At 60.1% G+C, this 14,919-nt stretch carries 15 protein-coding genes, 2 tRNA genes and 1 riboswitch; of the genes, 9 read left to right on the top strand and 8 right to left on the bottom strand.

The window, feature by feature from the left end:
- Positions 1-6 precede the first annotated feature (6 nt).
- The 5 genes from murI to hemA are packed head-to-tail and all read right to left on the bottom strand — an operon-like array spanning position 7 to position 4,728.
- A complete protein-coding gene (gene murI / locus BLU07_RS11940; protein WP_092387237.1) occupies positions 7-798 on the bottom strand; it encodes a glutamate racemase in 792 nt (263 codons plus the stop codon).
- Positions 795-1,550: a molybdopterin-synthase adenylyltransferase MoeB gene (locus tag BLU07_RS11945; RefSeq protein ID WP_092387239.1), complete on the bottom strand. Its 756-nt coding sequence runs from the start codon at positions 1,548-1,550 to the stop codon at positions 795-797. Before BLU07_RS11945 ends, murI begins: the two co-directional genes overlap by 4 nt.
- Positions 1,543-2,364, bottom strand: coding sequence for a peptide chain release factor N(5)-glutamine methyltransferase (gene prmC / locus BLU07_RS11950; protein ID WP_092387241.1), 822 nt, complete (start codon positions 2,362-2,364; stop codon positions 1,543-1,545). The genes BLU07_RS11945 and prmC overlap by 8 nt, the downstream gene beginning before the upstream one ends.
- The gene (prfA, locus tag BLU07_RS11955; RefSeq protein WP_092387243.1) at positions 2,354-3,439 is read right to left on the bottom strand and encodes a peptide chain release factor 1; all 1,086 of its coding nucleotides are present in this window, start codon (positions 3,437-3,439) and stop codon (positions 2,354-2,356) included. The genes prmC and prfA overlap by 11 nt, the downstream gene beginning before the upstream one ends.
- A complete protein-coding gene (hemA, locus tag BLU07_RS11960; protein ID WP_092387245.1) occupies positions 3,436-4,728 on the bottom strand; it encodes a glutamyl-tRNA reductase in 1,293 nt (430 codons plus the stop codon). The genes prfA and hemA overlap by 4 nt, the downstream gene beginning before the upstream one ends.
- A gap of 151 nt (positions 4,729-4,879) precedes the next feature.
- Here hemA and BLU07_RS11965 point away from each other — a divergent pair, with 151 nt between their 5' ends.
- From BLU07_RS11965 to BLU07_RS12005, 9 genes are all read left to right on the top strand, one after another.
- A complete protein-coding gene (locus BLU07_RS11965; RefSeq protein ID WP_092387247.1) occupies positions 4,880-6,610 on the top strand; it encodes a tetratricopeptide repeat protein in 1,731 nt (576 codons plus the stop codon).
- A 3-nt stretch (positions 6,611-6,613) separates the two neighbouring features.
- The gene (lolB, locus tag BLU07_RS11970) at positions 6,614-7,225 is read left to right on the top strand and encodes a lipoprotein insertase outer membrane protein LolB (RefSeq protein WP_092387249.1); all 612 of its coding nucleotides are present in this window, start codon (positions 6,614-6,616) and stop codon (positions 7,223-7,225) included.
- Positions 7,222-8,076: a 4-(cytidine 5'-diphospho)-2-C-methyl-D-erythritol kinase gene (ispE, locus tag BLU07_RS11975; protein WP_092387251.1), complete on the top strand. Its 855-nt coding sequence runs from the start codon at positions 7,222-7,224 to the stop codon at positions 8,074-8,076. The genes lolB and ispE overlap by 4 nt, the downstream gene beginning before the upstream one ends.
- Before the next feature lie 32 nt (positions 8,077-8,108).
- A tRNA-Gln gene (locus BLU07_RS11980) sits at positions 8,109-8,183 on the top strand.
- 115 nt (positions 8,184-8,298) lie between these two features.
- Entirely contained in the window at positions 8,299-9,240 is a 942-nt protein-coding gene (locus tag BLU07_RS11985) for a ribose-phosphate pyrophosphokinase (RefSeq protein ID WP_092387253.1), read from the top strand.
- A gap of 101 nt (positions 9,241-9,341) precedes the next feature.
- Positions 9,342-9,986 (top strand): 50S ribosomal protein L25/general stress protein Ctc, encoded by a 645-nt coding sequence (locus tag BLU07_RS11990; protein WP_092387255.1) that lies wholly within the window; start codon positions 9,342-9,344, stop codon positions 9,984-9,986.
- Positions 9,987-10,029: 43 nt separating this feature from the next.
- Positions 10,030-10,605: an aminoacyl-tRNA hydrolase gene (gene pth / locus BLU07_RS11995; RefSeq protein ID WP_092389817.1), complete on the top strand. Its 576-nt coding sequence runs from the start codon at positions 10,030-10,032 to the stop codon at positions 10,603-10,605.
- Between the two features lie 36 nt (positions 10,606-10,641).
- Complete coding sequence (ychF, locus tag BLU07_RS12000) at positions 10,642-11,742, top strand: redox-regulated ATPase YchF (RefSeq protein ID WP_092387257.1); 1,101 nt, start codon at positions 10,642-10,644, stop codon at positions 11,740-11,742.
- Between the two features lie 80 nt (positions 11,743-11,822).
- A tRNA-Met gene (locus BLU07_RS12005) sits at positions 11,823-11,899 on the top strand.
- A gap of 60 nt (positions 11,900-11,959) precedes the next feature.
- Here BLU07_RS12005 and BLU07_RS12010 read toward each other — a convergent pair.
- The 3 genes from BLU07_RS12010 to BLU07_RS12020 all read right to left on the bottom strand — a co-directional run bounded on the left by BLU07_RS12010 (position 11,960) and on the right by BLU07_RS12020 (position 14,911).
- Positions 11,960-13,264, bottom strand: a complete 1,305-nt coding sequence (locus tag BLU07_RS12010) for a voltage-gated chloride channel family protein (protein WP_092387259.1) — start codon at positions 13,262-13,264, stop codon at positions 11,960-11,962.
- A 91-nt stretch (positions 13,265-13,355) separates the two neighbouring features.
- A riboswitch (Fluoride riboswitch) is annotated at positions 13,356-13,418 on the bottom strand.
- Between the two features lie 27 nt (positions 13,419-13,445).
- Positions 13,446-13,706 (bottom strand): YebG family protein, encoded by a 261-nt coding sequence (locus BLU07_RS12015; protein WP_092387261.1) that lies wholly within the window; start codon positions 13,704-13,706, stop codon positions 13,446-13,448.
- 62 nt (positions 13,707-13,768) lie between these two features.
- Positions 13,769-14,911 carry a cation diffusion facilitator family transporter gene (locus tag BLU07_RS12020; protein ID WP_092387263.1) on the bottom strand — a complete coding sequence of 381 codons (1,143 nt, stop codon included), beginning with the start codon at positions 14,909-14,911 and terminating at the stop codon, positions 13,769-13,771.
- Positions 14,912-14,919 lie beyond the last annotated feature (8 nt).

Genomic DNA, 14,919 nt, shown 5'->3' on the forward strand with positions numbered 1-14,919 from the left:
AACCCATCATAGGGACAAAGGCTGCACGGATGCCGGACCACGCCATAGCGCCGGCATGCTCTGTTGCATCCCAGCGACCGAGCCGGTCGTCCAGAAAGCGTCTTGTGCCGCGCATTCGGCGGCGGTCTGGATGTCGGCCGCCTGCAGGCGCTCACCCAGTTGCCTGGCTACTGCAGCGCCAGTATCGATCAAGGCAACATCCGCAGGCACCAACTCAGCCAGCAAGGGGCGTAAAAACGGGTAATGGGTACAACCCAGAATCAGCGTATCGCAACCGGCTGCCAGCAGTGGCGCCACATAGCGCTGCAGCAGGGCCCGGGTAGCCGGGCTGTGCAGTTCACCCCGTTCGACACACTCGACCAGCCCCGGGCAGGGCTGGGTAATGACCTCGACATCACCGGCAAAGCGATCCAGCAGGGCGGCAAACTTGGCGCTTTGCAAGGTGCCGGTGGTGGCCAGCACACCGACTACACCGCTGCGTGTGGCCTGAGTGGCGGGCTTTACCGCCGGCTCCATGCCGATAATCGGCAGGTCATAACAGCTGCGCAAATCGTTGATGGCTGCAGCCGTCGCCGTGTTGCAAGCCACCACCAGGGCCTTGGCGCCTTGTGCCAGCAGAAACGCCGCAATCTGCCGGCTGCGCTGGCGAATCAGTTCAGGTGGCTTGTCGCCGTAGGGAACATAGCCACAGTCAGCCACATAGAGCAGGCTTTCCCGCGGCAGCTGCTGGCGGATTTCATTCAGCACGGAGAGGCCGCCGAGGCCGGAGTCAAATACCCCGATTGGCGAGCAGTTCATGCCTTTGACCCCGCACCACAACAGGCGCACGCGGGGTCACGCGGTACCCGCAGTTCACGGAAGCGCCCATCCAGCGCATCCAGCAACAACAAGCGGCCAACCAGTGGCGTACCAAATCCCGCCAGCAATTTGAGCGCTTCCAGCGCCTGCAAACTGCCTATGGTACCGACCAGCGGGCCAAGCACGCCGGCTTCACTGCAGCTAAGGGTGGTTTCTTCACCATCGCCATACAGACATTGGTAACAGGGGCTGTCATCACGCCGTGGATCAAATACACTGAGCTGCCCTTCCAGGCGGATGGCAGCGCCGGATACCAGCGGTTTGCGCGCCGCAACGCAGGCGCGATTCACTGCCTGCCGGGTGGCAAAGTTATCACTGCAATCCAGCACCAGATCCACCGCCTCTACCGCTTCGGCCAGTGCCTGGCCGGAGAGCGCCAGCGGCAGGGTGTCGATCTGCAGCTGGGGATTCAGCGCCAGCAGACGCTCACTGGCCGACGCGACCTTGTCGCGGCCAATATCCGCCTGTTGATGGATGATTTGTCGTTGCAGATTGGTCAGATCAACCTGGTCCGGGTCGGCCAGGGTGATCTGCCCGACCCCGGCAGCAGCCAGATAGAGGGCCACCGGCGCACCCAGTCCGCCAACACCGACGATCAGCACGTGGCTGTCGAGCAAGCGCTGCTGGCCGTCGATATCCACCTGCGCCAGCAGAATCTGACGGCTGTAGCGCAACAGTTGCTGATCATCCATGCCACTGCCCTCCGGTTACTCGCGTCTGCCCGGCCAGGTCCTGCCAGGAGGCCACCGCCTGATAGCCCTGTTCATGCAACAGGGCCTGTACCGCCGCCGCCTGTTGCCAGCCGTGTTCCAATAGTAGCCAACCCTGCAGATGCTTGCGGGACTCACCGATGATCTGGCGAACATCCTGCAAACCATCGTTGCCGCTGACCAGGGCGCTGCTCGGCTCGAAACGCACATCACCCTGACTCAGGTGCGGATCATCACTGGCAATATAGGGCGGGTTGCTGACCACCAGATCAAACCGCTGGCCACTCACCCCGGCAAACCAGTCGCTGCGCTGAAAGCTGACATTGCGCAGGCCCAGTTCCTCGGCATTGCGCGTGGCCAGCGCCACAGCGTCGGTCACCCGATCAACGCCAGTAAGCTGCCACTGGGGCCGCTCACTGGCCAGGGCCAGGGCAATCGCCCCGCTGCCGGTACCCAGATCCAGCACCCGGGCAGCGCCGGTCGGACCCAGCTCCAGGGCCAGCTCGACCAATCGCTCGGTATCCGGTCGCGGTATCAGGGTGCTGGGCGCCACGGCCAGATCCAATGACCAGAAGCCCTGGCGGCCAAGCAGATAGGCCACCGGCTCGCCGGCACGACGGCGCGCAAGCAGCGTCCGATAGAGGTTCAGTTGCGGCGCGGTCAGCTCATATTCCGGCCAGGTCCGCAGATAGCTGCGCGACTTGTCGAGCACAGCCGCCAGCAGCAACTCGGCATCCAGTCGCGGGCTGCCGGAATCCGGCAAGTCAACCGCAGCCAAGACCTGATCAATGCGCATCCAGTGCAGCCATCTGGTCGGCCTGGTATTCGCGCCGCAGAGGTTCAATCACCGCTTCCAGGTTGCCCTGAATCACTTCATCGAGGCTGTACAGTGTCAGGTTGATGCGGTGATCGGTTACCCGCCCCTGGGGGAAATTGTACGTGCGAATGCGCTCTGAGCGGTCACCCGAACCGACCAGCAAACGGCGGGTATCCGACAACTGCTTTTCCTGCGCTTCCCGCTGTTGATTGGCCAAACGCGACTGCAACAGGCTCATGGCCTTGGCGCGGTTCTTGTGCTGTGAACGCTCTTCCTGACACTCCACCACCATGCCGCTGGGCAGGTGGGTCAGGCGAATCGCGGAATCGGTCTTGTTGATGTGCTGACCCCCAGCACCGGAGGCGCGGAAAGTGTCCACACGCAAATCGGCAGGATTGATGTCGATGGCGGCCTGCTCGTCCATTTCCGGCAATACCGCTACCGTGCAGGCCGAGGTGTGGATGCGGCCCTGGGACTCGGTTTCCGGTACCCGCTGTACGCGGTGGGCACCCGACTCGAACTTCAGCCGGGCATAGACACTGGCGCCCTCAACCCGGGCGATAACCTCCTTGAAACCGCCATGCTCGCCTTCGTTCTCTGACAGCACCTCTACACGCCAGCCCTGGCGCTCGGCATAACGCAGGTACATGCGGAACAGGTCACCGGCAAAGAGTGCGGCTTCATCACCACCAGTACCGGCGCGAACTTCCAGAAACACATTGCGTTCGTCATCCGGGTCCTTGGGCAATAGCAGCTGGTTCAGCGTCTGCTCCAGCTGCTCCAGCTGCTCGGTCCCGACCGCCAGATCCTCTTCGGCCATCGCACGCATGTCCGCATCGCTGTCCTTGAGCAGCGTACGCGCCTCATCCAGGTCAGCCTGCACGCTGCGCCATTGCTGGTAGCAGTCCATGGTGGTTTCCAGCTCGGCATATTCTTTCGAGTACTCGCGAAAACGCCCTTGATCACTGATCACCTCAGCATCACTGAGTAAAGCCGACAGCTCTTCAAAACGGTCTTGCAGGGTATCCAGGCGGTTAAGCAGTGAAGCCTTCATGGTTTGCCTTGTGGTGGTGTTAGGGTCGGGGCCTGATCTGCTTCCAGGGCAAACAGTTCCTGCGCCAGCGCCAGCGCATCGGCCCGCCCTTCGGCGGTCATTTGCTTGAGCTGCACACTGGGATCGTGCAGCAACTTGTTGGTCAGCGCACGGGCCATTTCAGTCATCACCGCAGCGGGATCACCGCCGCGCTGCAGCCGGCTCATGGCCCGGGTCAACTCCTGATCACGCAACGCCTCGGCTTTTTGCCGGTATCGGCGCAGCACATCGACTGCCGCCAGAGCCCGCAAACGCTGCATGAACTCATCCGTACCCAGTTCGATCAGACGTTCGGCCGCGTCAGCCGCGCCCTGACGCGACCGCAGATTTTCCGCGATGACTTCATGCAAGTCATCCACGGTATACAGGTACACATCCGCCAGCCGGCCGACTTCCGGCTCTATATCCCGCGGTACGGCAATATCGACCATGAACATGGGTTTGTGCCGGCGCTGGCGCAGGGCGCGCTCTACTGCCCCCTTGCCCAGAATCGGCAAGGGGCTGGCAGTGGAACTGATGACAATGTCGCATTCGGCCAATACGTCGGGAATCTGGTTGAGCACGATTGCTCGGCCGCCGAGTTCATCGCTCAGTAACTGCGCCCGCTCCAGGGTACGGTTGGCGACAATAATCTTGCTCACACCCTGCTGGTACAGATGACGGGCAACCAGGGTGATCGTTTCCCCGGCACCGATCAGCAAGGCTGTGCTGCGACGCAAATCGGAAAAGATCTGCCGCGACAGACTGACTGCAGCAAAGGCCACGGAGACCGGATTTTCGCCAATGGCGGTATCGGTGCGCACCTGTTTGACCGTATTGAAAGTGCTCTGGAACAAGCGGTCCAGTTGCGGACCGAGGGTACCGGCCGTGCGAGCAGCCTGCCAGGCATCCTTCATCTGACCGAGAATCTGTGGCTCACCGAGGACCATGGAATCCAGCCCCGAGGCAACGCGCATCATATGGCGTACCGCAGCCGACTCCTGATACTGATAACTGCTACCGGTCAACTGCTCAGCCGGCAAGCCATGGTAGTCCGCCAGCCAGCGCAACACCCGCTCGGCATCCGGCGTATCCTGGCTGCAGTAGATTTCAGTGCGATTGCAGGTAGAAAGAATCGCCACTTCCTGGGTTGCGGTATCCACACGCATGCGCTGCAGGGCTTCGGCCAGCTGCTCAGGCGAAAACGCCACCCGCTCGCGTACGTCGACGGCTGCCGTCTTGTGATTGATGCCGATTGCCAGAAAACCCATGATGCCTCTTTATGCGAGGGACTGCGGAATGATTCAAACCCCCAATTGTCCTATGTATATCAACGCCAATCAATTCCTCAGGCCGCGCCGGTGTGTTTAGGCGGAATCCTGTGGCATCATCATCCTTATCTGATCGCTGTTGCGGAACGCCATGACACCTACCCTTCAACGTACCTTGCTGGTCATCAGCCTCAGCCTGGCCGTCACTGCCTGCGCCAACCGGTCGCAGGTCGAGAGTCCGGAAACCGTGCTGACCGAGCCCCAGTCCGAACAGAGTCCGGTGGCGACCCCGGACATACCGCCGCGTCCCTTCCCCAAGGATACCCTGTTCGAGCTCCTGGCCGCGGAAATGGCCGGCCAGCGCAATCGCTTTGATCTGGCATTGGGCAACTACCTGCGCCAGGCCGAACAGACCCGTGACCCCGGTGTGGTTGAACGTGCACTGCGGGTTGCCGAATTCCTCGGGGCGCAAGAACCCGCGCTGGAGATGGCGACCCTGTGGGCGCAAGTAGCGCCGAATGATGTCGAAGCGCATCGCGCTGCGGCCCTACAGCAGGCACGCGCCGGACAGATCGAACCAGCCACGGCAAGCATGCGCAAAGTGCTGGCCATGAGCGGTGAGGCGCACTTTGACTTCCTTGCCGCGGCGGCCAGCCAGAGTGACAGTGCTACGCGCAACAATTTCCTCGACACCCTGCAGCAGTTGCAGCAGGAATACCCGGACAACCGCCAACTGGCATTTGCCCGTGCATTGATAGTGCATGAACAGGAGCCGCAACAGGCCCTGGACATCCTGCAGCAACAGCCACTCATAGAGCAGCAGGCGGGCGCCCTGTTACTGCACGCCAACCTGTTGAGCCAGCTGGACCGTCCGCAAGAGGCTATTGATCTGCTGCACACCAGCCTGCAGCAGCACCCGGATGACAACCGTCTGCGCCTGCAGCTGGCCCGCCTGCTGCTCGGCAATGACGAGCTGGATGCTGCAGCCGGACAGTTTGGCCGCTTGCGCGAGCAAAACCCGGATGATCACGACCTGACCCTGACACTGGGTCTGATCAGCCTGGAGAACCAGCAACCCGACCTGGCCATTGATTACCTGGAACAAGCCCTCGAGCAACAGCCGGATAACGGCACCACTCTCTATCATCTCGGCCTTGCCCAGCATGAACTGGGGCAAACGGAAGATGCCGTGCAAACCTGGCTGGCCGTGCGCAATGGCAATGAATATCTTCCGGCTCGCCTGCGCATTACGCAAACCCTGGTGGCCGACGAGCGTCTAGACCTGTTGTCGCAGATCCTCGCCGAATCACGCAGTGAACGGCCTCAGGAGCGCATGCAGCTCTATCTGCTTGAGATCGAAAGCCTGCTTGACCGGTATCCCGAACGTGCCCTGGAAATAACCCAGGAAGCCCTGACCGAATTCAACGATGACATTGACCTGCTGTATATCCGCTCGCTGCTGCATGATCAGCTGGGGCAGGCTCAACAAAGCGAACAGGACCTGCGACATATTCTGAGCCGGGAACCCGATAATGCCCGGGCGATGAATGCACTTGGCTATACACTGGCCAACCGCAATCAACGCCTTGACGAAGCGCTGGAGCTGATCGAACAAGCCCTGACCCTCAAGCCCGACGATCCGGCCATCCTGGATAGTCTCGGCTGGGTGCATTACCGCCTGGGCAATCTGGAGCGGGCACTGGAGTACCTGCAACAGGCCTGGGCTGACTTCCCCGACCAGGAAGTTGCCGCTCATCTGGGTGAAGTACTCTGGCAACTGGGTCGCCGCGACGAAGCCCGCGCCATTTGGGACAAATCACTGGACAATGATCCCGACAGCCCAATGGTGCGAGAAACCCGACAACGCCTGGAAAACGAGTAAGCCATGCGTCTGACCCGCCTTCTCCTGCTGCTCTTGGCGACCCTGACTGTGACCGCCTGCAGCAACCTGCATCAGCGCGAAAGCCTGGACATCGGTGGTGACGCGCAAGCCTGGCGGGCGCACAAGGCCAGCCTCACGTCACTGGATAACTGGATACTGCACGGCAAGATTGGTCTGCGTGCCCCCGAGGAGTCCGGCAGCGGCACACTGTTCTGGCTGCAACAGCAAGACTATTACGACATTCGCCTGTCCGGCCCGCTGGGCCGTAGGGCCACCCGCATTCAGGGCGACCGCGACGGCGTCACGCTGGAAATGGCTGGCCAGCCGACCCGGCAAGCGGCAGACGCCGAACAACTGCTGGCACAGAGTATTGGCTGGCGGCTGCCGGTAGACAATCTGTTGTGGTGGGTGCGCGGGCTACCGGCGCCGGACCGCCCCAGTCAGCTGCAACTGGACACCGACAGTCGCCTGGCGCGCCTGCAGCAGGATGGCTGGACGGTCGAATACAGCCGCTACCAGCCCGTTGGCGAGCGGCAATTGCCGCAGCGCCTGCAAATCAGCGGTTATGATCTGCTGATTACCCTGGTCGTCACCAACTGGGAACCGCGCAATTGACAGCCAGCAATACACTGAGCCTGCCCGCACCCGCGAAACTCAACCTGTTTCTGCATATTACCGGGCGCCGTGCTGACGGTTACCACCGGCTGCAAACCCTGTTTCAGTTCCTCGATTACGGCGACACCCTGCACTTCCAGCCACGCAGCGATGGGCAGATAGTACTGCAGAGTGATTTGGCCGGGGTAAAGCCGGATGACAACCTGATAGTGCGCGCAGCCAGATTACTGCAGAACCATTGCCGGCAAACCTGCGGCGCGGACATCCGGCTCGACAAGCGCCTGCCCATGGGCGGCGGTCTGGGCGGCGGCAGCTCCGATGCCGCCACCACCCTGCTGGGCCTCAATCACTTGTGGCAATGTGGTGCAAGCCTGGATGAGCTGGCCGAGCTTGGCCTGGAACTGGGCGCTGACGTCCCCGTTTTCGTGCGTGGCCAAGCGGCCTGGGCCGAAGGTGTTGGCGAGCAGCTGACCCCGGTAGAGATCGAAGAACCCTGGTATCTGGTAGTGATCCCCGATTGCAGTGTCAGCACGGCAGAAGTTTTTTCCGATCAAAGGTTGACGCGCGACACCCCGCCCATTACATTAGCGGCCTTCCGTGAGCACGGTGGTCGGAATGACTGCTTGCCGGTTGTTGCAGCGCGCTATGAGAAAATTCATAACACGTTGATCTTGCTAAACAAATATTGTGAGGCTAAGATGACCGGGACTGGCAGTTGCTTGTTTGGGGCCTTCCCAAACGAACGCGAAGCTGATAAAGTTCGCGCCCGGTTGCCAGCCACACTGCAAACCTTTGTTGCCAGGGGTTGTAACGTTTCAACGTTGCATCGCCAACTCAGCAAAGCGGCGTAAAAGGGTGCAACCTAGTGTACCCGGACAGATACAGGGGCGTAGCCAAGCGGTAAGGCAGCAGGTTTTGATCCTGCCATGCGTTGGTTCGAATCCAGCCGCCCCTGCCATTTTTTCCCGGCACAATCATGAACATCTTGAGCTGATCGCTCGGGCTGATGCTCTGTCATCTCCCGTTGGATCGTCTCATCCGCATCGACCACTACCACAAAAAGGTAATGCAGCGTGTCCAAGATGATGGTTTTTACGGGGAACGCCAACCCCGATCTGGCACGACGCGTCGTGCGTCAATTGCATATTCCCCTGGGTGACGCCTCCGTAGGCCGTTTCAGTGATGGCGAAGTTGCCGTTGAGCTGAACGAGAACGTGCGTGGCAAGGATGTCTTCATCATCCAGTCCACCTGCGCACCGACCAATGACAACCTGATGGAACTGGTTGTCATGGCTGATGCCCTGCGCCGCTCTTCGGCCACTCGCATCACCGCAGTCATTCCCTATTTTGGCTATGCCCGCCAGGATCGCCGCCCACGCTCCGCAAGGGTGCCCATCAGCGCCAAAGTCGTTGCCGACATGCTCGACGTCGTCGGGGTTGACCGCGTACTGACCGTTGATTTGCACGCCGACCAGATCCAGGGTTTCTTCGATATCCCGGTCGACAACATCTACGGCTCGCCGGTTCTGGTCGACGACCTGATCGCCCAGCGCTATGAAAACCTGATGATTGTCTCTCCCGACATCGGCGGCGTGGTTCGTGCGCGAGCCGTGGCCAAACAGATGGTTGTAGACCTGGCGATTATCGACAAGCGTCGGCCCAAGGCCAACCAGTCGGAAGTCATGCACATTATCGGTGACGTGGAAAACCGCAACTGTATTCTGGTCGACGATATGGTCGACACTGCCGGCACCCTCTGCCATGCCGCCAAGGCATTGAAAGATCACGGTGCGGCCAAGGTATTTGCCTATTGCACCCACCCGATCCTGTCCGGCAAGGCCATCGACAACATCTCCGGCTCGGCACTGGATGAACTGGTAGTCACCAACACTATTCCGCTGTCTCCAATGGCTGCGCAATGCGACCGCATTCGCCAGCTGGACATGGCGCCCATCATTGCCGAGGCCATGCGCCGAATCAGCAATGAAGAATCCATCAGCGCGATGTTCCGCTAGCAACACGCGCTGGGTAAACAGCCCGGAATGATTCCGGGCTTTCATCAATGCATTCGCCGCGTTGGTCGCAAACGCCCGAATGTTTAGCAAGGAGACTACACATGGTCGACTTCACCCTGAATGCGAAAGAGCGTACCGACCTGGGGAAAGGTGCGAGCCGCCGCCTGCGTCGTAACGCTGAAATGGTCCCGGCAATCATCTACGGTGGCGAAAAAGCCCCGCAGAATGTATCGCTGGAAGCCCGTGAGCTGAAAAAAGCATTGGAAAACGAAGCTTTCTTCTCCCACGTGATCAAGCTGAACGTAGAAGGCAAGAAGCAGGACGTTCTGCTGAAAGCCCTGCAACGTCACCCCGCCAAAGGCCACGTCATGCACGCTGACCTGCTGCGCGTGGTTGCCGGCCACGAAGTAACCCTGCAGGTGCCCTTGCACTTCGTCAATGAAGACAAGTGCGTTGGCGTGAAGAAAGAAGGCGGTATCATTTCTCACACCATGACTGAAATCGAAGTCAGCTGCCTGCCGAAAGACCTGCCCGAGTTCCTTGAAGTCGATATGGCTGATGTGGCACTGGGTCAGACTGTTCACCTGTCCGACGTCAAACTGCCGAAAGGCGTTAGCTCGGTTGCTCTGAGCCACGGTGCCGATCACGATCTGCCGGTTGCCAACGTGCACGCTGCCCGCGTTGCCGTTGACATCGAAGAGACTGACGCCCCGGCTGCCGAAGGTGACGAGGATTCAGCGGAGTAATCCAGCCGCTGAGTAGAGAGGGGCGCCCGTAGTGTCGCAGGGAATCAAGCTGATCGTTGGCCTGGGTAATCCAGGCCCCGAATACGCCAATACCCGGCACAATGCGGGCGCCCTTTTTGTTGAGGAAATCGCCGCCCGGCATAATCAGCCGCTCCGCGTCGAAGCCAAGTTTTTTGGTCTGACTGCCCGTATCACCCTGCAAGGGCAGGACCTGCGCCTGTTGATCCCCACCACCTACATGAACCGCAGTGGCCAGGCTGTAGCCGCCCTTGCCGGTTTCTATCGCATCAGCCCCAGCGAAATTCTCGTCGCACACGACGAACTGGACCTGCCGCCCGGCGTGGTCAAGTGCAAGCAGGGCGGAGGTCATGGTGGGCACAACGGACTGCGCGACATCATTGCCCGACTCGGCAATGACAACACGTTTCATCGCCTGCGATTGGGTATCGGCCACCCCGGCCACAGCTCGCAGGTCACCGGTTATGTACTGGGCCGTGCCCCGCAAGCCGAGCAAGAGGCGCTGGACACCTGCGTGGATGCTGCCATCCGCGAACTGCCGGCCATGCTGGATGGCGACTGGACCCGGGTAAAACAGCAACTGCACAGCCTGAAAGCCTGATTCAACGATTCGCCGACAACGGCAGAGGACAGCACTATGGGATTCAATTGCGGTATCGTCGGCCTGCCCAATGTAGGCAAGTCCACCCTGTTCAACGCGCTGACCAAAGCGGGTATCGACGCCGAGAACTTCCCTTTCTGCACCATCGAGCCGAACAGCGGCATCGTCCCCATGCCTGACCCGCGCCTGGACGCCCTCTCGGCCATCGTCAAGCCGCAGAAGACCCTACCCACGACCATGGAGTTTGTCGACATTGCCGGCCTGGTAGCCGGCGCCTCCAAGGGTGAAGGTCTGGGCAACAAGTTCCTCGCCAACATCCGCGAGACGCATGCCATTGCCCACGTGGTCCGCTGCTTTGAAGACGACAACGTGATCCACGTCGCCAACAGCGTCGACCCCAAACGCGATATCGAAATCATTGATCTGGAACTGATCTTTGCCGACCTCGACAGCTGTGAAAAACAGCTGCAGAAAGTCACTCGCAACGCCAAGGGTGGCGACAAGGACGCGATCGCGCAGAAAGCCTTGCTCGAGCAACTGATCCCGCACTTCAGCGAAGGCAAGCCCGCGCGCAGCCTGCTGAAAAACCTCAGCCCGGAAGAGCGCCAATTGGCCAAAGGCTTCCACCTGCTGACCAACAAGCCGATCATGTACATCGCCAACGTGGCTGAAGACGGCTTCGAGAACAACCCCTACCTCGATACGGTCAATGCGATTGCTGCCGAAGAAGACGCTATCGTGGTGCCGGTGTGCAACAAGATCGAAGCCGAGATCGCCGAACTCGACGATGGCGAGGAAAAGGACATGTTCCTGGAATCCCTCGGCCTCGAAGAGCCCGGCCTGAACCGTGTTATCCGCGCCGGCTACCAGCTGCTCGACCTGCAGACCTATTTTACCGCCGGGGTCAAGGAAGTCCGCGCCTGGACCGTCAAGGTCGGCGCTACCGCACCACAGGCCGCCGCCGTGATCCATACCGATTTCGAGAAAGGCTTTATCCGTGCCGAAGTCGTCAGCTATGACGACTTCATCCAGTACAACGGCGAAGCCGGTGCCAAGGAAGCGGGTAAATGGCGCCTGGAAGGCAAGGAATACATCGTCAAGGATGGCGATGTGATGCACTTCCGCTTCAATGTTTAAGCAGTTGATATGGCAGACAAAAAACTGCCTGTCAAAGCTTGACAATCAGGGCGCGTAACCTAATAATGCGCGCCTCGGATGGCTACATAGCTCAGCTGGTTAGAGCACAGCATTCATAATGCTGGGGTCCCTGGTTCAAGTCCAGGTGTAGCCACCAACCTTTTCAAGGGCTTAGCTTCGGCTAGGCCCTTTTTATTGTCTGCTGCTCAGCCAGTACTTATTCATCTTTCTTTTTTTGCTCACCCTGCCGCTTGCGCCAGTCAGCCACCTCACCCAGCTTCAACCCTTCCGGCAATTGGCCCAGCTTGCGATGTCCCAGGCGCTGAGAACTGTAGATACCGGTGTGACCGGAGAATAGATAGCTGACCACGCAGGCGATGCCGGCGAAGAGGCCAATCTCGGCGCCGAACAATTCCATGGCCATCAGGGTTGAGGCCAGCGGGGTGTTGGCAGCGCCGGAGAAAACGGCAACAAAGCCCACGGCAGCCAGCAAGCCAAAGGGCATATTGAGGATGGGCGCCAGGGCGTTGCCCAGGGTGGCACCGATATAGAACAGCGGCGTGACCTCGCCACCCTTGAAGCCGCTACCCAGTGACACCACGGTAAACATCAGCTTGCCGGCAAAATCCCAGGGTGCCAATGGTTGCTCGAAAGCCTCCATGATCACCGGTATGCCCAGGCCGATATAGCGGTCGGTACCCAGGGCAAAGACCGCTGCAGCAATCACCACGCCACCGATAAAGGGCCGCAACGGGCTGTAGCTGACCTTGCGCCGCATCAGTCCGGTCAGGCTGTGCGTGGCTTCAGCGAACAGTCGCGCGGTCAGCCCGAAGATGATGCCGGCCAGCACCATGGCGGTAAGCCCCCAGAGTGACATCGACGGTATCTCGGGTATCAGATAATGATCGTGCTGGATGCCCCACCAGAGTGCCACCTGGTCCGCCAGAATGGCGGCCACCAGACACGGCAAGATGGCTTCATAGCGCAAACGCCCGGTCGCCAGCACTTCCAGCGCAAAGACCGCAGCCCCCAGGGGCGTGCCGAATACCGAGGCAAAGCCGGCACTGATGCCGGCCATAAGAATGATCCGGCGGTCTTCGCCGGACAGGCGGAACAGGCCGGTCAATTGATCAGCCAGGGAGCCGCCCATCTGTACCGCAGTACCTTCACGCCCGACCGAGGCGCCGAACAGGTGTGAGGTGATAGTGCCCCAGAGCACCAGTGGCGCCATGCGCAGCGGGACCACCTTTCGCGTATCGTGGATTTCGTCGAGCAGCAGATTGTTGCCGGCAGCCACGCTTTCGCCCCACCGCAGATAGACCCAGCCCACCACGAAGCCGGCAACCGGCAGCAACCAGATCAACCAGCGATTGGCATTCCGGGTATCGGTCGCCCAATCGAGTCCATAAATAAAGGCAGCACTGGCACTGCCGGCCAGCAAGGCAACCAGAGTAGCCAGCAACAGCCACTTGATGACATGCCCCAGCAGGGCCAGATACGGCGGTAATGTCGGAATGCGCATAAATGATCCAGTGATTGTGAGTTCCAGCACAAATCCGGATTCAAGGAAGGACCGCCTGCTCAGGCACCTGCGCGACGTCCGTCAATCCGGAACACGAGCAGGCATCATCAGCCCCAGGGGCGGTTAAGGGAGGAATGCCATCTCCACTGGGATCAATCCTAACAGCCTTGCGCAGAGCCGACTAGTCGGTTGTTGGCACCAGGAGTTCGTCCAGTGCATCACCATTACGCTTGAACGCCTTGGCAAAGTGTTCACGGTGACGTGCCATAAACACACCCGCCTCCTCGGCCTGGCTTTCATTGATGCTGGGTACGGCATGCCGCAGTACGGCGCTCAGCTGCTCGGCGAGTTCCAGCATTTGGTCATGTCGGTCGGCGGCGGCTTTATCCATGAACAACTGCTCCGGGTCTCTGCTACTGCGATACAGGGTTTCTACGGCCATGCTTACCTCTGGCGGAAGATTGCGATAGCGCGCAGCATAACATCTACTGTATATAAAAACAGCTATCTTGCTGCCACATGGATTTGATGCAGCTCGATCGCGGCCAGCCACTCCAGTTCGGCTATCGCCTGCGCGGCTTCATGCTGGCAGGCTGCATCGGGAGTGCGGGTAAAGAACAGCTCAAGCAGTACCTGCTGACGATGGTAGTGAATCTGTACCCGGGCACTGTCAGCCAACGCCGGGTAGGCGGCCAGGGCCGCGAGGATATCCGGACGCAGGGGAGCCAGTGTGTGATTGACCGGCGTCTCGTCATCTTCCGGGTCGATATGCAGGGTAATGTCGCCCAGGCGAGAAAACTCGCGCATCAGCCGCCGCATCACCCAGTCGGAAATCTGGTGCCCTTCGGAGACGGAGATATAGTTCCCCACCTGAATATGCACATCGATAAAGTACTCGTTGCCCATATGCCGGGAACGCAAGGCATGCACACTGACCACACCGGGTACTTGCATGATGCTGTTGCGGATGGCCGCCTGCCGATCCTCGTCGAGGCCGCGATCAGCCAGCTGCTGTAACGCATTCCAGCCCAGAACCGCACCCATTTGGCCGATCAGCGCGGCAACCAGAAGCGCCGCCCAGCTTTCTATCCAGGCATAGCCAAACCAGGTCGCCAACACGCCGAACAGCACCACCAGGCTGGAGAGCGCATCACTGCGACTATGCCAGGCATTGGCCTTGAGCAGATCAGAATCCAGCTTCTCGGCCCAATGCAGCCCGTAGCGATAGAGCAACTCCTTGCTCAGCAGCGACAATACTGCCGCAGCGATCGCCCAGGTACTGGCCTCGGCCACCGGGGCATTGCCAATCAGCCGGTTGATGTTGTCCCAGCCCAGGCCTGCGCCAACCAGCAGCAATACAGCGCCCAGCAGAACAGTACCTACCGTCTCGAAGCGAGCATGCCCGTATGGGTGGTCATTATCCGGCTCGGCGTGGGAAATACGGTTGATCGCCAGTACAAAACCATCCGTCAGCAGGTCGGACAGGCTGTGAATACCATCAGCAATCAAGGCCGGTGAGCGCACCCAGAAACCAATCACCAGCTTGACCACCGAGAGCAGAAAATCGACCAGCGTGCTGATCCAGGTAACCCGCTGCATATGTCGCTGGCGTTCAGCTGGCGCCAATACCAATGGTTTGCTGCGCATGGCTATCG

The sequence above is a fragment of the Halopseudomonas salegens genome, from assembly GCF_900105655.1.
In the GTDB taxonomy this organism is placed as follows: domain Bacteria; phylum Pseudomonadota; class Gammaproteobacteria; order Pseudomonadales; family Pseudomonadaceae; genus Halopseudomonas; species Halopseudomonas salegens.